This is a genomic window from Kitasatospora sp. NPDC093550 (assembly GCF_044764985.1).
Classification (GTDB): domain Bacteria; phylum Actinomycetota; class Actinomycetes; order Streptomycetales; family Streptomycetaceae; genus Kitasatospora.
In genome coordinates, this window is the sequence record NZ_JBIWJF010000057.1 from 1 (window position 1) to 18,006 (window position 18,006).

At 74.0% G+C, this 18,006-nt stretch carries 21 protein-coding genes and 1 pseudogene; 20 read left to right on the forward strand and 2 right to left on the reverse strand.

What is annotated here, in order from left to right:
* From ACIRD3_RS39685 to ACIRD3_RS39750, 14 genes are all read left to right on the forward strand, one after another.
* On the forward strand, nucleotides 1-724 hold a 724-nt coding region (locus tag ACIRD3_RS39685), incomplete at its 5' end, for a hypothetical protein (protein WP_402226815.1).
* Between the two features lie 67 nt (nucleotides 725-791).
* On the forward strand, nucleotides 792-3,014 hold the full coding sequence (locus ACIRD3_RS39690) for a hypothetical protein (RefSeq protein ID WP_402226818.1): 2,223 nt from the start codon (nucleotides 792-794) through the stop codon (nucleotides 3,012-3,014).
* Nucleotides 3,011-3,133 (forward strand): hypothetical protein, encoded by a 123-nt coding sequence (locus tag ACIRD3_RS39695; RefSeq protein ID WP_402226820.1) that lies wholly within the window; start codon nucleotides 3,011-3,013, stop codon nucleotides 3,131-3,133. Before ACIRD3_RS39690 ends, ACIRD3_RS39695 begins: the two co-directional genes overlap by 4 nt.
* 170 nt (nucleotides 3,134-3,303) lie before the next feature.
* Nucleotides 3,304-3,759 carry a protein kilB gene (locus ACIRD3_RS39700; RefSeq protein WP_402226823.1) on the forward strand — a complete coding sequence of 152 codons (456 nt, stop codon included), beginning with the start codon at nucleotides 3,304-3,306 and terminating at the stop codon, nucleotides 3,757-3,759.
* Between the two features lie 26 nt (nucleotides 3,760-3,785).
* Nucleotides 3,786-4,205 carry a DUF3307 domain-containing protein gene (locus tag ACIRD3_RS39705; RefSeq protein WP_402226825.1) on the forward strand — a complete coding sequence of 140 codons (420 nt, stop codon included), beginning with the start codon at nucleotides 3,786-3,788 and terminating at the stop codon, nucleotides 4,203-4,205.
* Nucleotides 4,206-4,264: 59 nt separating this feature from the next.
* A complete protein-coding gene (locus ACIRD3_RS39710; RefSeq protein ID WP_402226828.1) occupies nucleotides 4,265-4,687 on the forward strand; it encodes a hypothetical protein in 423 nt (140 codons plus the stop codon).
* Nucleotides 4,684-5,310, forward strand: coding sequence for a hypothetical protein (locus tag ACIRD3_RS39715; protein ID WP_402226830.1), 627 nt, complete (start codon nucleotides 4,684-4,686; stop codon nucleotides 5,308-5,310). Before ACIRD3_RS39710 ends, ACIRD3_RS39715 begins: the two co-directional genes overlap by 4 nt.
* Entirely contained in the window at nucleotides 5,310-5,768 is a 459-nt protein-coding gene (locus tag ACIRD3_RS39720) for an NUDIX domain-containing protein (RefSeq protein WP_402226832.1), read from the forward strand. The genes ACIRD3_RS39715 and ACIRD3_RS39720 overlap by 1 nt, the downstream gene beginning before the upstream one ends.
* Nucleotides 5,769-5,771: 3 nt before the next feature.
* A complete protein-coding gene (locus tag ACIRD3_RS39725) occupies nucleotides 5,772-6,371 on the forward strand; it encodes a hypothetical protein (RefSeq protein ID WP_402226835.1) in 600 nt (199 codons plus the stop codon).
* Nucleotides 6,372-7,002: 631 nt separating this feature from the next.
* A complete protein-coding gene (locus ACIRD3_RS39730; protein ID WP_402226837.1) occupies nucleotides 7,003-8,667 on the forward strand; it encodes a replication protein in 1,665 nt (554 codons plus the stop codon).
* Between the two features lie 17 nt (nucleotides 8,668-8,684).
* Nucleotides 8,685-9,020 carry a hypothetical protein gene (locus ACIRD3_RS39735; RefSeq protein ID WP_402226839.1) on the forward strand — a complete coding sequence of 112 codons (336 nt, stop codon included), beginning with the start codon at nucleotides 8,685-8,687 and terminating at the stop codon, nucleotides 9,018-9,020.
* On the forward strand, nucleotides 9,017-9,226 hold the full coding sequence (locus tag ACIRD3_RS39740; protein ID WP_402226842.1) for a hypothetical protein: 210 nt from the start codon (nucleotides 9,017-9,019) through the stop codon (nucleotides 9,224-9,226). The genes ACIRD3_RS39735 and ACIRD3_RS39740 overlap by 4 nt, the downstream gene beginning before the upstream one ends.
* Nucleotides 9,227-9,533: 307 nt before the next feature.
* Nucleotides 9,534-9,962: a plasmid mobilization relaxosome protein MobC gene (gene mobC / locus ACIRD3_RS39745; RefSeq protein ID WP_402226845.1), complete on the forward strand. Its 429-nt coding sequence runs from the start codon at nucleotides 9,534-9,536 to the stop codon at nucleotides 9,960-9,962.
* On the forward strand, nucleotides 9,959-11,755 hold the full coding sequence (locus ACIRD3_RS39750; protein ID WP_402226847.1) for a relaxase/mobilization nuclease domain-containing protein: 1,797 nt from the start codon (nucleotides 9,959-9,961) through the stop codon (nucleotides 11,753-11,755). The genes mobC and ACIRD3_RS39750 overlap by 4 nt, the downstream gene beginning before the upstream one ends.
* Nucleotides 11,756-12,004: 249 nt before the next feature.
* Here the strand turns inward: ACIRD3_RS39750 and ACIRD3_RS39755 are convergent, their stop codons facing one another.
* Nucleotides 12,005-12,328 (reverse strand): hypothetical protein, encoded by a 324-nt coding sequence (locus ACIRD3_RS39755; protein WP_402226850.1) that lies wholly within the window; start codon nucleotides 12,326-12,328, stop codon nucleotides 12,005-12,007.
* Between the two features lie 519 nt (nucleotides 12,329-12,847).
* Here ACIRD3_RS39755 and ACIRD3_RS39760 point away from each other — a divergent pair.
* Both ACIRD3_RS39760 and ACIRD3_RS39765 read left to right on the forward strand, forming a co-directional pair.
* On the forward strand, nucleotides 12,848-13,015 hold the full coding sequence (locus tag ACIRD3_RS39760) for a hypothetical protein (RefSeq protein ID WP_402226852.1): 168 nt from the start codon (nucleotides 12,848-12,850) through the stop codon (nucleotides 13,013-13,015).
* Between the two features lie 55 nt (nucleotides 13,016-13,070).
* Nucleotides 13,071-13,448: a hypothetical protein gene (locus ACIRD3_RS39765; protein ID WP_402226855.1), complete on the forward strand. Its 378-nt coding sequence runs from the start codon at nucleotides 13,071-13,073 to the stop codon at nucleotides 13,446-13,448.
* 1,097 nt (nucleotides 13,449-14,545) lie between these two features.
* Here ACIRD3_RS39765 and ACIRD3_RS39770 read toward each other — a convergent pair.
* On the reverse strand, nucleotides 14,546-14,791 hold the full coding sequence (locus tag ACIRD3_RS39770; protein WP_402226858.1) for a hypothetical protein: 246 nt from the start codon (nucleotides 14,789-14,791) through the stop codon (nucleotides 14,546-14,548).
* 161 nt (nucleotides 14,792-14,952) lie between these two features.
* Here ACIRD3_RS39770 and ACIRD3_RS39775 point away from each other — a divergent pair, with 161 nt between their 5' ends.
* The 4 genes and pseudogenes from ACIRD3_RS39775 to ACIRD3_RS39790 form a co-directional block, all read left to right on the forward strand.
* Nucleotides 14,953-15,150 carry a hypothetical protein gene (locus ACIRD3_RS39775; RefSeq protein ID WP_402226861.1) on the forward strand — a complete coding sequence of 66 codons (198 nt, stop codon included), beginning with the start codon at nucleotides 14,953-14,955 and terminating at the stop codon, nucleotides 15,148-15,150.
* Nucleotides 15,147-16,214, forward strand: coding sequence for a hypothetical protein (locus ACIRD3_RS39780; RefSeq protein WP_402226864.1), 1,068 nt, complete (start codon nucleotides 15,147-15,149; stop codon nucleotides 16,212-16,214). The genes ACIRD3_RS39775 and ACIRD3_RS39780 overlap by 4 nt, the downstream gene beginning before the upstream one ends.
* A 95-nt stretch (nucleotides 16,215-16,309) precedes the next feature.
* A complete protein-coding gene (locus tag ACIRD3_RS39785; protein WP_402226866.1) occupies nucleotides 16,310-16,801 on the forward strand; it encodes a hypothetical protein in 492 nt (163 codons plus the stop codon).
* A gap of 112 nt (nucleotides 16,802-16,913) precedes the next feature.
* Nucleotides 16,914-18,006, forward strand: a pseudogene (locus tag ACIRD3_RS39790) (hypothetical protein); the annotation flags it as partial.

The window sequence follows — 18,006 nt, forward strand, 5'->3', positions numbered from 1 at the left end:
CGCCGCCCGCTTCCACGGGCGCCGGGCGCTCGCCGCGCTGGCCGCCGCGCCGCTCGGCCTGCTGTCGATGCTGCTGTCCTGGCCGATGCGCAAGCTCGGCCTGGCCTCCCCGCAGTGGGGCCGGCGGGTCTACCGGCGCCTGGTCGGCGCCGCGCTGACCGCCCGCCAGCAGCGCGACCAGCAGGTCCACCAGGACGCCGACCAGGCCGCCGCCCAGGACCAGCAGCAGCCGGCCGCCCAGGCCGAGGAGGACACCGTCCAGCTGCGCAAGCTCGACCGCGTCTCGGACGCACCGCTCGACACCGACACCACCACCCCGGCGGCCGACGCCGCCAGCATCTACCAGGGAGACCTCATGGGCCTGTTCGACTTCCGCGGCGCGGCCGAGGACATGCACACCCAGGCCCAGCAGGGCGAGATCAGCGGCATGCTCGCCGTCCTGCGGTCCATCGAGACCATGCCGGACGCCATCACCTACATCGCCAACACCTTCGGCGTGGTCGCCGAGCGGCTCTCCCCCGAGGAGGCCCCGCTCGACCCGGCCGTCACCGACTCCCTGATGGAGGTCTACGGCCTGCTGGTGAAGGCGGCCGACGCCGCCTCGGAGGTCGCCGAGGTCTTCAAGAAGAAGCACGAGCCGGAGATCCAGCGGCTGGAGGACCCGCGCGTCGGCGAGGAGATGTGGGACGTCACCCGCAACAACGACGTCGAAGAGGACGTCTGACCGCGCCCGACCACCGCGCCGGGGCCTCGCCGAGGCCCCGGCTCCAACCCCGAGAGGAGAGGCCAGCATGACCAGCACCGCGCCTGAGCAGACCATCACCATGCAGAAGGAGACCAAGGAGCCCAAGGCCCCGGCCAAGCCGCGCCACCGCGGGATCCCGGTGGACTGGGTGGCCGGCCACGGCCCGGTCAGCGCCCCGCTGGCCATGGCCACCACCGCCACCGCCGTCGCCAGCCTCGGTTCCTGGACCGGCCTGCCCGCCGCGCTGCCGCTGGCGGTCGGCGCGGTCGGCGCCGTCGCCCACGGCGGAGTCCAGGGCCTGCGGCAGCGGCTGTCCCGGCCGACGATCGTCACCCGGGCCACCGCCTGGCTGCTGGCCTCCGGGTGGACCAGCGCGGTCATCGCCACCAACCCCACCACCTGGTCCCCGACCGGCTGGTGGGTCGCGGCCGGCGCCCTGGCCGCCTCCACCATCGGGGTCGGCAGCGCGCTGCACCACGCCGAGGTCCAGGAGGAGGCCGCCGAGGAAGAGCGGCTGTCCCAGGAGGCCGAAGCCGCCGCCAAGGAGCTGGAGACCGCAGACCGCGAGCTGGCCAAGCAGTGGATGGCGCTGATCCGGCACGTCACCCGCCAGCAGGGCGTCCGCTGGACCGGCGGCTTCGAGCGCCGCCCCGACGGCTCCGGCTTCGGCATCGAGGTCGAGCTGCCGCTCGGCTACACCCTGGCCACCCTCCAGGGCCACGCCTCCACCCTCGCCCAGGCCGCCCGGCTCCCGGTCGGCTGCCTGGTCCGCGTCACCGGCGCGGGCGTCCAGGGCCACGCCATCCTCGACATCGACCTGCGCGACACCAGTGCCGAGGTGCAGACCTACCCCCAGGACTACTCGCCGCTGTCGGTGCTCACCGGCATCCCGTGGGGTCTGAGCCGGGTCGGGGAGCTGGTCTACGTCTACCTGCGCGAGGCGTGCGGCCTGATCCTCGGTCCGCCCGGATCCGGCAAGACCACCCTGCTCGACGCCGTGCTCGCGGGCATGCTCCGCTGCGTGGACGTCGTCGTGTGGGGCATCGACCTGGGCAAGCGCGGCGGCGCCTTCCTGGACTGGCTCCAGACGTTCACCAGCGGCGAGTCCACCCGCCCCGCGATCGACTGGGTGGCCGGCACCCCGGAAGAGGCCGAGCTGATGCTCGCCGCCGCCGAGACCATCTCCGACGCCCGCATCCCCGCGTACCGCCACCTGGCCATCCAGCAGGACCTGCGCGGCCTGCTGCCGGTCAGCGCCCAACTCCCCGAGATCATCATCGTGGTGGACGAGGGCGTGGAGGCCCTGGCCAGCACCAGCCGCGACCCGCTGATGGTCAGCATCCGCGAGCGGATCAAGCGGATCATGCGGACCGACCGCGAGGCGGGCGTGCGCACCATCCTCACCGCCACCGACGGCAACCTCGCCAGCATCGGCGACACCGTGATCAAGAAGCACGCCTCGGTCCGCGCCGCGCTCACCGCGACCGACCAGGACGGCGCCGGGGTGAGCAAGCTCTTCGGCACCGTCCGGGGCCTGGACCCGCGCCAGCTCCGGGCGAAGGGCTCCGGCGTCATCGGTGCCGGCGGCGAGGGCGGCTTCGCCCCGCAGCCGTTCCGCACCTGGAAGACCAGCCCGAGCTTCGCCCGCGAGGTCTGCCTGGCCACCGACCGGATCCGCCCGCGCCTGGACCAGGTCTCCGTCCAGGCCGCCGGAGCGGCGTACGCCTCGCGCTGGAGCGCCGAGCGCACCCCGTGGCTCGCCGAGCAGACCAGCGGCTCCGCCCCGGCCGGGACCGCGCCCGGGTCGGCGCCGACCGCCGGCGGCTCGGTCCGCCAGGCGCCGAAGCTGTTCTCCCGCCCGGCCGGGACCGCCGGGGTCACCCCGGAGGAGCGGACCGAGATGGAGCGGGAGATGGAGCTCTTCCTCAAGAGCCTGGACCCGCCGGCCGCGCCGACCGACAGCACCGGCGAGGACGGCAAGCCGGTCCTGCGCCGCAGCCTCAACCTCCACAGCCGCGGCGGCCAGCAGGCGCCCCGGCCGGAGCCCGCCGCCGGTGACGCCGACTGGTTCGCCGCCGCCCTGGCGGTGCTCGCCGCCGCCGGGCCGGACACCTGGCTGTCCACCAGCCAGGTGCTGGAGCGGCTGCCGAAGGACGTCGCGGTGACCCGCCCCGCCCTCTCCGGCGCGCTCGCTAAGGCCGCCCGCGAGAGCCGGATCCGCACCCGCGGAGCCGGTGGCCACGTCGCCTACAGCACCAACGCAGAGTGATCGTTGTTGTTGTCGCCCCCGGGAAGGGACACCCCTCCCCCGGGGGCGCGGGACTGTCAACCAGCAAGAACAGCCCGAACAACAACGACGACAACAACAACGACAACAACCAAGAGTGATGAACCACCAGTGCCCGGGTCGGCCGCCGCCGACCCGGGCACCGCGCTGTCCGGGCCGGACGCGGCCCCTCCGATTCGAACTCTCGGGAATGACTGTTGTTCCCCGGGGTACTTTTCGGGTAGCGTGTGCAGCACCGCAGAAGCGGTCCAACCCGGAGGGGAGAGCCACCATGTGGCAGAGCATCATCACGATCATCGGCACGCTGGCCGGAGCCGTCACGGCCGGTCTGATCCAGCAGCGGGCCACCCGCGCCGACCGCACCGCCGGCCTTCGTGAGGCCCGCCGCGCCGAGCGGGTCCAGGCCGTCACCGGCCTCGCGGTCGCGCTCGCCGACCACCGCCTGGCGATGGTCCGGCGCGAGGAGATCCGGCTCAACGAGGGCGCCGACTCCCCGGCCTACAAGGCCGCCCGGACCCGGAGCCACGAGACCCGGGCGGCCGTCACCGCCCCGCACGCCACGCTCTCGATCCTCGTCCCCGAGCTGGCCGGTGCCGCCCAGGCCGCCGTCACCGCCGCCTACGCGATCCGGGGCGCCGAGCACCAGGGGTTCCTGGAGGTCGCCCGCGCCGAGGCGGTCCGCACCGCCGACGCGCTGATCGCCGCCGCCGCCCTCGCCACCCGCTGACCACCACGCCGAAGGAGACCACCACCGTGTTCGCCACCGTCTTCCTGCTCCTGCTCACCTGCCACTGGCTCGCGGACTACCCCGGCCAGACCGACCGCCAGGCCAGCCGCAAGGCCGGGTGGACCGACGAGAACGGCCACCACCACCACGGCTGGTACGAGAACCTGATCCACTCGGCCACCCACGTCGGCATCACCGCCGTGGTGCTGCTGCTGGCCGGGTGGCTCGCGCTCGGCGAGCACCCCAGCGCGCCCGGCCTGGTGGCCGGCCTCGCCTGGATCGGCATCAGCCACAGCGTCATCGACCGCCGCCGCGGAGTGCGGTGGTGGATGGAGAACACCGGTCAGGAGGACTTCCTCGCCCACGGCGGCGCCGCCCACGTCGACCAGGCCGCCCACGTCGGGCTCGGCCTGCTCCCCGCCGCGCTGCTGATCGCCCTGCTGTAGCAGGCGACTTCACCACAAACCGACCCGAACCGTCGGGCCCAGCCGAGAGGATCAGCACCATGACGAAGAACAACGCGCCGTACGCCGCCGCCCGCCAGGCCGCCGAGGCGATCCGCCAGCTCAACCACGACACCCTGAACGCCAGCGAGATGACCGCGCCCGAGATCAGCAGCGCGGTCCGGGCCCTGATGGAGATGGTCGACCGGCTGCCGCAGACCTTCGAGCAGCTGATCCACCACCTGGAGAAGCAGCAGCAGGCCGGCGCCGTGCGGATGGAGGACGGCCGCGACCCGGCCGAGCCGGTGACCAAGGTGGTCACCGCGCTCCGCGAGGCCGTCGGGATCACCGAGCCGCCGAACCGCGACGAGTGGGGCACCCCGGGCGGTCCGCTCAGCCTCGCGCTCGCCGAGGCCGGCGGCTGGCTCTACAACATGGGCGCCGTGTCCACCCCGGACGACGACGACGCGGAGACCGAGGCGTGAGCCCCGACCCGACGACCGGCCGGGGCTTCGACGCCCCGGCCCCGGCCGAGGCTTACGCCAACGCCCCCGAGGCCCTGGTCGAGGCCGCCCAGCTCACCCGGCTCCAGATCGAGCTGACCACCCAGGGCAGCACCCTGCCGACCGAGCCCGTCACGTACGGCACCAGGGAGTGGTGGCGGCTGCGGCCGGAGCGCGAGTACCGGCTGCGCGTCGCCGCCCTCACCGACCGGCTCGCCCTGGACACCGGCGCCGAGGCCGACGTCGCCGAGGCCGCCAGCCGCGCGCACGAGCTGCTGCAGCTCGACCGGCTGCTCGGCGGTGGGCTCGGCCCGATCGGCCCGAACTCCCCGGAGTGGGACCCCAGCGCCCGCCCGTACGTCCGCCAGGAGTACCCGGCCTGGCTCGGCCCGGTGCCCAACTTCGACCACCGCACCGAGGTCCCGAACCTCCCCGAGCCCTGCGACGCCTACGACTACGTCGGCGACAACGAGTGGTGCCGCCGCTGCGGCTGGTACCTCGCCGACCACCCGGGCGAGGCGTACGAGGGGTTCACCGACGACACCGCGCCGTTCACCGCCGACGACGCCTTCGACCACGACCGCCACCACCCGGAGGGAATCTGATGACCGAGACCGTGACCGAGACCGAGACCGACTGGGGCAGCGAGCGGCCCTGGCTCACCGCCGACATCGTGGTGATCCGCACCGACGACCGGGTGCTGCTGATCCAGCGCGCGGACGAGCCGCACAAGGGGTCGTGGGCCTTGCCGGGCGGCTACGTGGACCAGGGCGAGCGGTGCGACCGGGCCGCGGCGCGCGAGCTGGAGGAGGAGACCGGCATCGTGGCGATGCCGGAGGAGCTGGTCCAGGTGAACGCCTACACCGACCCCGACCGCGACCCGCGCGGCCGGGTGGTCACCGTCTCCTACCTGCTGGAGGTGGCCTCCGGCGTGACGGCGGTGGCCGGCGACGACGCGGCCACGGCCGAGTGGCACCCGCTGGACAAGCTGCCGCCGCTGGCCTTCGACCACGCCCAGATCCTGGCGGACGCGGTCCGCGCGCTGGCCACGAAGGAGGGCTGACCCATGGCCCACGAGGACCTCCAGGTCTGGCGCCACACCGGCGCGGCCGTCCCGGCCACCTTCACCGCCACCGACGACGTGAACCCGGTCTGCGGCCACCACCGCGGCTCGGCCTGCGCCGCGTGCGCGGGCTGCATGAGCTGTGACGGCTGCTACTGCGGCGAGGACGACGACTACGCCGGCGTCCGCGAGCACGAGAACCACCTGTACGAGCACGAGGAGGCCGACCCGGCCTGCTACTCCTGCGAGTTGGAGCGCCGCGAGAGCGCCGACTACACCCGCTGCGCGAAGTGCGGGCTCCAATTCCCGGACGGGCGCTTCGACTTCCGCAAGCACAACGCCCCGTACTGCTCGGCGCTCTACCCCCAGCCGTCCGGCATCGACTGGTCGTACCTGCTCGACCAGGACGTGCGGATCGTCGGCCGCGAGTACGCCATCACCGGCCACGTCCTCGCCGACCAGCCGGAGAACGCCAAGACCGCCGGCCTTCGCCCGCTGCTCTACTTCGTGCGGGCCGACGCCGGGTGCGAGGGCGAGACCGCCCCGTTCAACCCGCGCGAGTGGCTGGAGGTCCACCCGGCCCCGCCGGTCGCCACCACCTGACCCACCAGCAGAAACAGCGAGGGCCGGTCCCCGTGGACGGGGGACCGGCCTTCGATGGTCTTCTAGGTCACATCGAGAACTTCCGCGCGGTGCGTCCCGTTGACCGCACCAGTACGGCATGATCTCAACCAGCCTGAAAAGCAAGAGACCGAGGGTTGCACCCCTCGGCCTCTCTGTGGATCAGGTCCCTAAAGAATTCGCTCGCCGCGATTACACACGAGGACCCAACCCATTGACGCCCAGGGTAATGGGTAGCGCCGACATCGGCGCAACACCCACCCAAGAGATTTCGGCCACCGCGCCCGACGCGGCTCCCGCCCCTGCGGTCGAGCCCTCCGGCGCCGCCGGTCGTTCGCGCACCAAGATCACGGAGGCCCGGAGCGAGGTGCCGACCGGCACCCCCGAGCCCTCCGTCCCGCCCGCCCGAGCGCCGAAGCGCCCGCGCTGCGGGCTGTGCCGCAAGCGGATCACCAACGCCAGCAGCGGCCGGACCAAGACCTGGTGCAGCGACGCCTGTCGGAAGCGGGCAAAGCGCATCATTTCGGGCGGCGACGCGTCCGGATTCGATTCGGACGTTTTCGCAGGTCAGACCGGCTTTTCGGGCGCCGAAGGCGGCCAGCTTGGTAATGGGTTGACAGAGTTTTCCCCGTCGGGGTCTGCCGGGCTCGGCGAGGACACGGCTGCTCGGGTCGCCGAGGCGGCCACCCGCCGCAAGCCGGTGCCGCCTCCGGTCCGCCGCTGGCAGGGCCGGAAGGTGCTCAACCGCATCTCCCAGCACGGCGCTTGCGCGGGCTGCGGGAAGCGGGTCCTTGACCCGGACACCGGCGTGATCCACGCCCGGTCCACCAAGGGCTACGCCGTCACGCTCGGCCTGGTCCGCTGCGGGCGGATCTGGTTCTGCCCCGAGTGCAGCTCCTCGATCCGCCGGGGCCGGACCGAGGAGGTCAAGACCGGCGCGCTCCGCTGGCTCGCCAAGGGCGGCATCCTCGCCTTCGTGGTGCTGACCGCCCGCCACAACCGCAACACCGCCCTGGCCCACCTCGCCGCCGCGATGTGGGGCGAGGCGATGACCGACGACGACGGCGAGGCGGTCCGCGACCGTTCCGGCCGGGCCCGCCGCGCACCCGGCGCCTACCAGCGCCTGCTCACCGACCCGGCCTTCTACGGCCGCAACGAGGCCACCCGCACCTGGACCCGCAAGGACGGCTCGATCGGCACCTCGGTCCGGCCGGCCACCCCGGGCATCCGCCACCGGATCGGCTACGTCGGCATGGTCCGGGCCTCCGAGGTCACGCGGAGCCAGAAGAACGGCTGGCACCCGCACATGAACCTCCTCGGGTTCCTGGGCGGCCAGCTCGACGGCACCCCGGCCAAGGGCCAGGTGACCGGCCACTTCGAGCCCACCGAACAGGCGCTGGAGGAGTGGGAGGACTGGCTGCGCGGCCTGTGGACCAGCGCCCTGCGCAAGGCGGACCCCAGCTTCGAGCCGTCCACCGACTGCCAGATCCCGGGCTGCAAGTGCAAGGGCAAGGGCCACGGGGTCACCGTCCACATCATCCGGTCCGCCGACGACAAGGCCCTGCTGGAGTACCTGACCAAGGTCCAGGACGGGAAGCCGCCGTCCGACTCGGTCAAGGGCGACCTGGACGCCGCCGGCGGCGCCGCGCTGGAGACCGCCAACGCCAGCAGCAAGACCGGCCGGGGCCGGAAGACCATGACGCCGTTCCAGATGCTGTACCGGCTCTGGGACATCGAGGTCGGCGGGCTCGACCCCCGCGAGGCCGAGGGCTACGGCACCGTCGAACAGTGCCGGGCCTGGTGGTGGGAGTACGAGCAGGCCCTCGCCGGTCGCCGCGCGATCGAGTGGACCCGGGGCCTGCGCGGCCACGTCGACATGGTCGGCGACGACTCCGAGGAGTCCGACCTGCTGTACGTCTACGAGCCGGACAAGGCCCCGCTGACCGGTGGCGTCGTCATCACCGCCGACGCGAACACCGTGGTGGTCAACGCCGACGCCGAGATGGACATCAAGGAGATCATCGAGTCGGAGTGCTACGACTCCGTCGCGGACCTGGTCGAAGGGCTCGGCGGGCGACGCAACCACGTCCGCATCGCCACCGCCGAGGAACTGGCGGAGGCCCAGGAGGCGCTGTACGCCCGGGTTCTCGCCCGCCGCGAGGAGCTGGAGCGCCAAGCCCGCATCGCCGAGTACGAGGCGGACCAGGCCGAGCTGGAGCGAGAGCAACGGCTCGCCGGTCAAGCCGAGCTGCCCCACCCCACCCACCCGCACGAGTGAGAGAGCGAGACCACCCCATGACGCAGCAGGAGATGCAGCGGCTGCAGCTCGCCTGGGACCGCGCCATCGAGGCCGGGCTGATGGAGGACGGCACCGACGTGAACTACCGGGTCATCCCCGACGGCTCAGTGCTCTCCGACGCGATCGGCGCCGACGGCCAGCTCCTGGTCGACGGACGCGAGCTGACCGGGCAGTGGGCAGCCGAGCTTCGCCGGACGAAGCCGGCCTTCGCCGGGCTGGTCGACAACTTCGAGCAGATCAGCAGCCGCTGGACGAAGCTCTCGGCCATGGGCGCGTGCGGCCACTCGCCCGCCCGCCCCGCCGTCCGGCCCGGCGCGGCGTTCGGCCTGTGAGCGCCCGCCGCCCGCTCGGCCCCGGCTACGACCCGGAGCACCAGGCCGTCGCCGAGCCGCCCCGCCGCCCCGGCCGGACCGCCGCCGAGCTGACCGCCGCCGCGGATCCGCCGGCGGTCGAGCGCCCGACCGCGCCGACCGGCCGCCGCCCGCTCGCCGTTCGCCCGGAGCGGACGCCGGGGGACCAGGCGCCGTCAGCCGGCTGACCCGGGTGGCCGCTCCCTCCGGCGCGAGCGCCGGAGCACGGGCCCGAGGGGCCCGTGCGCGAGGGTGACCGACGCTCGGTCAGGAGCCGCCAGAGCCCTCCCGACCCAGGTCAGAGGGCATCTGAACAGCACGGCAGATGAGTCGGGAGCGAGCTAGGGATCGGCGCTGCGCTTGATCCTGCTCGCCCGCCCCTCGCTACGCTTCGGGGTCGGGAAGGGGCCGCGCCGCCTTGGCGGCGACCGGCCCGGCCGGCCCGGCGCCGAGGGCGCCGTGCTCGGCATCCGCGAGCGACGAGAGGTGACCGACGTGCCAGCCCGAGGCGGCCGACTGACCAGCGCGGGCAAGCGCGACCACCGGCACACCGTGAACCTCTCCGACGCCGAGCAGGCGCTCTGGTCGGAGGCGTTCGCCGAGTCCGGCCGCAAGGAGTTCGGCGCCTGGATCCGCGCCGCGGTGAACGACGCGCTCGGCCGACCCGGGCTCGGCGAACAGCCGGCGGTCCCCGAGGTGAACCACCTGGTGTTCGGCCAGCTCGCCGCGATCGGCAACAACCTCAACCAGATCGCCTACCAGGCCAACGTCTCCGGCTCGGTGCCGCCGGAGCTGCACCAGCGCCTGGCCGCCGCCATCGAGGCGGTCGGCGACGCCGCGCTGGTGATCCGCGGAATGAAGCCGCTCGACCTGGAGCCCGAGGACGGCGAGGACCAGGCGGAGCCGGAGGACCCGGACGCGTGATCGCCAAGATCACCAAGGGGAAGAAGGCCCGCCCGGCCCTGGCCTACGACTTCGGGCCCGGCCGCCGCGACGAACACAAGGACGCCCGGATCGTCGCCGGATCGGTGCCCGGCACCTGGCGCCAGGTCGGCCGGCTGATGGACACCCACCTCAAGCAGCGCGACCTCAAGCAGCCCATCTGGCGGTGCAGCCTCTCGCTGCCGGACGAGGACGGCGTGCTCGCCGACACCCAGTTCGCCGCCATCGCCGAGGAGTACATCGCCCGGATGGGCTTCGGGGCCTGCCCGTGGGTCGCCGTGCGCCACGGCCAGGACCACATCCACCTGACCGTGGTCAGGATCGGCTGGGACGGCCGCACCGTCGATGACCACGGCGACTTCATCAAGTCCATGCCGATCGTCCGGGCGCTGGAGAAGAAGCACCGCCTGGTCGACGCCTCCGAGCGGTCGAACCGCAACGCCCCGCAGGTCAGCGGCCAGGAGCGGGCCGCCTCGGTGAAGCGCGGCGCCGCCGAGCCCGAGCGCGACCTGATCCGCCGCGAGGTCTGGGCCGCGCGCGACGCCGCCGCTGGGCGGGGAAGGCCGGCCTTCGAGGCGGAGCTGGCCCGCCGCGGCATCGACTTCAAGGCCAACGAGGCGAAGACCACCGGCCGGATGAACGGGTACTCGTTCTCCGTCCCGGCCTGGCTCGACGCCGACGGCCAGCAGGTCTGGATCACCGCGTCGAAGACCGCCCGGGATCTCGCCTGGCAGAAGCTCCGGCCCGTGCTGGAGCCACCGGCCGAGACGCCGGCGCCCACCACCGCGCCCGGTCGTACGGTGGAGGAAGAGCGCGCCGCGGACCCCGCCGCGCAGCTGCTCGGCACGATGCGCGAGCGCGCCGCCCGCGAGCAGACCGAGGCCCTGGTCGACCAGCTGCGCCGCCTCCCGTTCGGCCTGCTCGGCGACCAGGAGCTGAGGTCGAGCGTGGTCACCCTGACGAACACCCTGGACACCCGGGAGCACACGTCGGCCGCCGAGGCGGCGACGTCGATGCGCCTGGACGGGATCGCCTCCGGGGTGACGACCGGCCCGGTCCGCCAGCGCCTGCTGGAGCGCCACGCCGCGCTCTCCCAGGCAGTCGGCTACGAGACCGAGGCGACCGCCCAGACCACCGCCGCCGCCGAGCAGCGCAAGGCCGCCGAGGCCGCCCGCAAGGTCGCCACCGAGGCCACCAAGCGCGCCGCCCAGCGCTGGAGGCTGCCCGCCTCGAAGCGCACCGAGGAGGGCATGGCGAAGACCGCGCTCGAGTTCGCCGAGCGGGCCGAGCGCGAGGCGGTGCGCCTGGACCGCGAGGCCGCCCGGGTGCTCGCGGTGGCCGAGTCCCTCGCCCCGGCCGGCACCGGCGGCACGACGTACGCCGCCGCGCTGGAGGCCCTGGACAAGGGGTGGAAGCGCGAGGACGCCGCCGCCCGCGCCGAGGACGCGAAGCTCGCCCGGCTTCGCCTGATCGACCACGCCCCCGCCGCCCAGGCCGCCCGGGTCGCCGTCGCCCAGGCCCGCCAGCAGCTTGACCAGGCGCTCGCCGAACAGCAGCGCCGCACCGGTCTCCCGGCCGACCAGGCCGCCGCCGAGCACCAGGTCCGCGACCAGGTCGCCGCCGCGATCCGGGCCCGCGCCGCCCAGGGGAAGAGCACCACCACGTCGCCCAGGCGCACGCCACCGAAGAAGGCCGGCCCCGCCGCCGGAAAGCAGCCGCCGCGCCCGCCGCAGGGCTACGACCCGCGCGACCGGGGCCGCGGCCGAGGCCGGTAGCCGTCACGGCCGACGGCCCGGCTCCGGTGGTACCCGGGCGCTTGCCGCCCCGGGGCCCCGGCCCCGGTCGGCACTCCCCGGCGCGCATCCCGTGCGTTCGCCCGGCCCGTCGTTCGCGCCGGGAAGCACCGCCCACCAGCGCCCTGCCGGACCACCGTCGGGGCCTCGCCGGACAGCAGAAAGGGCCGCCCGAGAGCGGCCCGTATCGTCACCGTGAGGTGACGATACCTTGGTCCTCCCGCCGGATGATCAAGGTTCCGTTTGGGGTTCCGTACCGAGTTCCGTTTGGAGTGTCGTACCGAGTTCCCTTTCGAGTTCCGTACGGAGTTCCCTTGGAAGGTCGGCTCCGTCGGCGCGGACAAGGGGCCTGACCTGCGGGACAAGGGGGTCGGCGGTACCGGTCTGGGACGCCGACAACTTCCCTGTGGACCCCTCTCCGGCCGCGATCCGGTCCAGGGAAGCGAGCACCTGGGCACCGCCGGGCGAGTCGAGGACGGCGTCGACCAGCCGCACCAGCCGCGGGTCGAGCGCGGTCTCCGAGAGTTCGGCCGCGAGCCGATCGACGTAGTCCATGCCGCCGATGATGAGCGCCGCCGCCCGCCGCTCCCCGGTGGCCACGCCGAGGCCGGCGCCCCCGGGTCAGCTCGTAGTGCATGAGGTGTGGTCGATTTCGATCATGGAAAACGGGCCGTCGCGTCGTGATGCATAGGAGTGGGCAGTCAGCCTTGTTGATCTTCCTTCGGGTGATGATGCAAGGGTGTGATCGTCGTCCGGTCGTTCGGTGGTCAGAGCATCTGCAAGAGGTGTCTGGTCTGCGGTCCGTGATCTTCGTCAGGTAATGCACATGGTGTGGCGAGATGGGTGCCGGGCGGGCGGGGCGGTCGTTGGGCTGGGCATGAAGACGTGGGCGAGGCTGGTGTTCAGTAGCAGGGCGGTCGGGGAGTCGAGGCCGGGGGAGCGGCGCGGGTCGGTGGCGCTGAGGTTTTCGGATGGCGGGGGCCGGCGGTGACGGGGTCGGCGGCCTGGGTGGAGCCGGAGGGCAGCGGGCGGCATCGGCGGCCGAGGGGAGAGGCGCCGCCGGTGGTGCCGCCGGTGGCGAAGCGCCAGCACCGCAAGCCGCGGCCGGAGGAGCTGCCACCGCTGCCCGTGGTCGAGGACCAGGTGCAGCCGGAGGTCGAGGAGCGGGAGCTGGCGGTGGTCCTCTCGCTGGACCGCCTCCGGCTCCGGCGCGGGCGGCCGGTCCAGCCGTTCGGCGGGTGACCTGCGCTCCCGGATTCGGGTCCGTGCTGTCGCCGCCGACCGCTACGGTCGGCGCATGACTGCTCACACCTCGATCCTGATCCACCCCGACGGCCGCGCCGAGTGGGTCGCGGACAAGACCGTCGCCGAGAAGGCGCTCGGCAACTACGGCGTCGGCCGCGCCTTCCTCACCGACGCCTCGCTGGGCCTGCGGATCTCCATGTCCGACTGCGCGCTGCTGATGCCGGAGGAGTTCCCGGAGAACCCACACGCCGTCGCGGTGCTCGCCCACGTCGCGGGTCTCGACCCGGCGGGCGCCCAGGCGACGCGCGGCCCGGTCGTGCTGTGGGGCTACGACCCGCGCAACGAGTGGGACAGCAGCCGGCCTTTCACCGAGCGGGAGCGGGAGGTCATCACCGAGGCCCTGGCCGTCGCCGGGTGCACGACCGGCTGACCGACCAGGCCGGGCAGGATGGCGGCATGAGCGACGAAGACGGCGAGCTGCTGCGCTGCGCCTGGTGCGGCGAGGAGTTCCGCCGGCCGAAGCCCACCGGTCGGCGGCCGAAGCACTGCCGACCCTCCCACCGGCAGCGCGCCAAGGAGGGTCGCCGAACGGACCGGGCGGTGTCGGCCGCCATCACCCGAACGCTGGCCGGGACCCCCTCCATTTCGGGACGTCCCGAAACAGAGGGGGTCCGGTCGCGGGGCAGGGGTCCTGCTGCCGCGCCGATGCCGGCCGCCGAGCCGACCCTGTTCTGACCGTCGGCCGGTTGCTTCTGCAGGTTGCTTCTGGCGCCTGCTACTCGGGGTGGCTTCTCGGGCTTGCTACTCGGGCTTGCCGCTGGGGTTGCCTCAGCCCACCGGCGGCCGGAGGCGTTCGCGCAGGTCAGGTCATGGACATCCGGTTGTCCATAGGGCCGACAACTTCCCCCGGGCCTCGATGGCCCGGGGGAAGTTGCGCTTGCGGCTCCGGCAGCACCTGGTGTTCCCGCTGCTCGCCCTGGTGGTCGGCTGCGCCGGGCGCCGGGCCGTCGCGGCTCGCTCGGCCCGGCGGCGAGGACCAGGCCGTCGCCGTGCAGGCCGGGATCGTCCGGGGGGTCGTGGTGACGACCCCCACCGTTCGCCGCGAAGGCCGGCCATCGTCCTGAACCCCAGAGGGGTGGGGCAGCGGGTGATCCCTCGGTGGGCGGCTCGCGGTGGTGGCCACGGGGTGGTGGTGCCGTTCGGCTCGGTCGCCGCCAAGGCGACCGACCCGGCCGGGAAGTTTCAGCCGCGGAGCTTGCGGAGCGGGTGAAAGTTGTCGGCCGGGCTTGGCCGAGCGGTGCCGCCGGCCCGTGGCAGGGTTCGGAGGCGTCCACCGAGGGATCACCCGCTTGCACCGGCCCGCACCACCCACTCAGGGGAAGACACCAAGATCACCGGGGCCCACCCCCTTGGAGGTGGCCCGCCGGAGGCATCTCGGTGACGCGAGCCGGAGCACCCTCCGGCGGCAGGAACGGCGAAGGCCCGGCACCACCTGGTGCCGGGCCTCGCGCTGGTCGGTAGGGGTCGTCAGCCGGAGCGTGGCTTGTACGGGCGGACGGGTAGGCCCGCCGACTTGAGCCAGGCGTACAGCGTCTTCGGCGAGACCTCGCACAGCTCGCGGACGCGGGTGCGGACGTTGCCGGCCTTCACCGCCGTCACCGCCGCCGCCTTCACCTTCTCGTCCCACTCGGCGACGACCTTGTTGCGGTCGTGGACGACCTGCGCGAGTGCCTTGAGCGTGGCGGCCTGCTGCTCTTCCGGGATCTCAACCATGTCCCGAGGATACGGCAAAGAACTCCGATCCAGAAGTGTTGTTCCCGGGGGAACTTTGCTGTAGCGTCGTCCTCAGCAAGACGGCCCCGGGTCGGTGGTTGCACACCGGCCCAGGGCCTTGACCAGCCCGTTCCTGACTTGACCAGGGAGGCCGATCCGCCATGGATCGTACCGTCACGGGGGCGTCGTCCCCCGAGCAGTCCCGGCAGGCGCTCGCCGCCATCGCCGCCAAGGGTGCCGCCGCGGCCGAGGCCGCCGGCCAGGCCGCGACCCAGATGGCGGAGCTCAGCCGCCAGCTCACCGCGCTGTCCGAGCAGATCACCGCCGACCTCGCTGGCGAGACGGGCGGTGCGCTGTGAACTACCGCATCGAGAAGCGCCAGGTGCAGGCGGTGCACGCCAACGGCACGCCGATCACCCGCACCGAGGAGGTCCGGGTGCCGGTCCTCCCCCGCGACTGGGACCAGATCGCCATCCGGGCCGTGGTCACCCTGGTGCTCGCGCTGACCCTGGTCTCCGTCACCTGGTCCACCGTCAGCATCGGCTCGCTGCTCAAGGGCGGGGTCGGTTACGCCGCCGCCTCGATCTTCGACGTGGCGTGGGCGGTCTGCCTGATCCTGGAGTGGATGGCCCGCTACGAGCCGCGCAAGCGGGCCTTCCCCCGCTCGCTCGGCTGGGGCCTGCTGGTGGCGACCATGCTGTCGATCGGCGCGCACGGCGTGCTGATGATGCACAGCTGGGCCGCCGCCATCATCGGCGCTGGCGTCTCGCTGTTCGCCAAGGTGCTGTGGCTCGGCGTGCTCCAGCACATCGACCGCGACCTGTCCGCCGACGACCAGGCCCTGGTGGCCGCCGAGAAGAGCCGGGCGTACACCGCGCTGGCGCTGGCCTCCACCCGCCGCCAGGTCCGCAAGGTCGAGCAGAACGCCGCCGCCGAGCTGCTGGCGATGGAGAACGCCGGGTTCACCACCCCGCCGGCGGTCGAACTGCTGGAGGCCGAGCCCGAGCCGGTCCGCACCCCGCAGACGCTCGGCCGCGCGGCCGAGGCGATCCTCGCCGACTCCGAGCACGGCACCGAGGCGACCCCGCAGACCGTCGCCGCGCTGGAGGCCGCCCGTGCCAACGGCTGGTCGATCCAGGAGGTCTGGCAGGCCGCGATGGCCGGTCGGGTGCCGTCCGGACATCCGGACGCGGCCGTATCCGCCCAGGTCAACCGCCCGCACCCGGGGGAGGGCCGTCCGCAGCCGCCCGAGGAGCGAGTGCCCGAGCAGGGCGGTCGGCTCAGCCTGGCCACCGCCGTCCAGGTCCTGATGACCGGCGGGGTCACCGACCGGGGCCAGCTGGAGCTGCTGCTCCCCTCGCTGGTCGGCGCGCCCTTCAAGGCGGAGTCGCTCGACCGAGAGATGCGCAAACACCGCACCTGACAGGCCCCGGTCAGCTCAAGCTGATCACCGACGACCGGCGGGGCGGGCGTCCGTCCGCCCCGCGCACCAACCGCTCTCCCAAGGGGATTCCCGCCGTGGACGCCACCACCGAAGCCGCCATCCGCGCGTTCCTGCGCCTGCACAGCACCACCGAGGCGGTCTTCGCCGACCCGAACCACCCCGGCGCCGAGACCAGCCTCAAGGCCGCCGCCACCGAGGCCAACCAGCTGATGAGCGCGGCCGGCCTGCTGGGCCAGCCCGAGCACGTCATCTACGGCCTGGTCCGCGAGCTGGTCCCCGGGTGGAAGCCCGCGACCAACCCGGACCGCCAGCTCTCCGCCCTGCTGATCCCGACCGGGCCGCTCGACCGGGCCCCCGCCGACCCGCGCTTCCGCGCCACCGGCCAGCACCTCACCACCGGCCGAGACCGCCAGCTGATCCTGCGCGCGGTGCTCAGCCAGGCCGGAGTCCAGCTCGGCGACCACGACGAGCGCGTGCTCACCGCCCTGGCCGACGAGTTCGAGTGGGGCACCTTCGCCACCGTGGCGAGCTGGATCCAGCGGGCCGCGGAATCCACTTCCCGCTGACACACCGCACAGCAACAATCACACCCTGCGCACCACGGCCCCGGCGGGCTCGGTTCAAGGCTTCGCCCGCCGGGACCTGACCTCCCGTCAGATCCAAGGAGGCACGGACAGCATGAACGCCGCTCCCCAGACGCCACAACCGGGCGTGACCAGCGCCGACCAGAACCAGCCGGAGGACGACTCGATCTACGTCCCGGCTCCCCCGCTCCAGCCGGAGGAGGAGACCACCTCCACCCCGGCCGCCAAGGCCCCGGTGGCCAAGTCGCCCACCCGGGGCGGCATCCCGGCCGTCCCGGCGCTGACCATCGGCACCGGCTCGGCGGTCACCGCCGTGTCGTCGGCCGGACTGGCCACCGGCCCCGCCGGAGCCATCGTCACCGCCGCCGTGCTGGCCACCGCCGCCACCGTGGCGGCCGTCGCCCGCGCCCCCCGCTCCCGCGCTGCCAACCGGGGCGGAGGCCAGCGGGGCGGCCGGGTCCAGACGGCCCGCCGGGACGCGGCCAGCCGTGCCGGGTCCGGGCAGACCGCCGGGCACCGCAGCACCGGGCTCCTGACGCCCCGCCATGGCGCGATCGGACGACAGGGCGGGTCTCCGGCCGTCTCGCTGCGCAAGGGCGCCGTCCCGGCCGCCCGCACCGCCAGCACGGCGGCCACCCGCACCGGTGGGCTCGCTGCGGCCGGCACCCGGGCCGGACTCGGCGCGGCCCGCCAGCACGCCCAGGCCGTCCGCCAGGCCCGGACCGAGGCCGCGGCTCAGCCCCGGCGCCAGCAGCGCACCGAGCAGACCGCCGCCCGCCGCCAGGTCGCCGACGCCCGCCGCGAGGCGAAGCGCGAGGCCAAGGCCCGCCGCCAGCAGGAGGCCGCCGCCCAGCAGCGGACCCGGGGCGCCCACGCCGCCGGGCGGGTCAGCACCGCCGGCGCCCCGGCACGCGGCCGGATCGGCGACCGGATGGAGCGCCGCCGCCAGGGCCGCCGCCTGGTCCAGGACGCCAAGGCCCAGGGCCGGGTGGACCGGCGGGTGGCGGGCATCCGGGAGAAGGCCCGGATCCGCCAGGCCCAGGCCCAGGCCCGCGCCCGGGAGAAGGCCCGCTCGAAGGCCCTGCGCCGCTCCGCCGCCCGCTTCCACGGGCGCCGGGCGCTCGCCGCGCTGGCCGCCGCGCCGCTCGGCCTGCTGTCGATGCTGCTGTCCTGGCCGATGCGCAAGC

Excerpts from the sequence above, each read along its gene's own strand:
- ACIRD3_RS39690 (WP_402226818.1), top strand. The coding sequence starts at position 792 with ATGACCAGCACCGCGCCTGAGCAGACCATCACCATGCAGAAGGAGACC.
- ACIRD3_RS39700 (WP_402226823.1), top strand. The coding sequence starts at position 3,304 with ATGTGGCAGAGCATCATCACGATCATCGGCACGCTGGCCGGAGCCGTC.
- ACIRD3_RS39710 (WP_402226828.1), top strand. The coding sequence starts at position 4,265 with ATGACGAAGAACAACGCGCCGTACGCCGCCGCCCGCCAGGCCGCCGAG.
- ACIRD3_RS39720 (WP_402226832.1), top strand. The coding sequence starts at position 5,310 with ATGACCGAGACCGTGACCGAGACCGAGACCGACTGGGGCAGCGAGCGG.
- ACIRD3_RS39725 (WP_402226835.1), top strand. The coding sequence starts at position 5,772 with ATGGCCCACGAGGACCTCCAGGTCTGGCGCCACACCGGCGCGGCCGTC.
- ACIRD3_RS39735 (WP_402226839.1), top strand. The coding sequence starts at position 8,685 with ATGACGCAGCAGGAGATGCAGCGGCTGCAGCTCGCCTGGGACCGCGCC.
- ACIRD3_RS39755 (WP_402226850.1), bottom strand. The coding sequence starts at position 12,328 with ATGGACTACGTCGATCGGCTCGCGGCCGAACTCTCGGAGACCGCGCTC.
- ACIRD3_RS39765 (WP_402226855.1), top strand. The coding sequence starts at position 13,071 with ATGACTGCTCACACCTCGATCCTGATCCACCCCGACGGCCGCGCCGAG.
- ACIRD3_RS39770 (WP_402226858.1), bottom strand. The coding sequence starts at position 14,791 with ATGGTTGAGATCCCGGAAGAGCAGCAGGCCGCCACGCTCAAGGCACTC.
- ACIRD3_RS39775 (WP_402226861.1), top strand. The coding sequence starts at position 14,953 with ATGGATCGTACCGTCACGGGGGCGTCGTCCCCCGAGCAGTCCCGGCAG.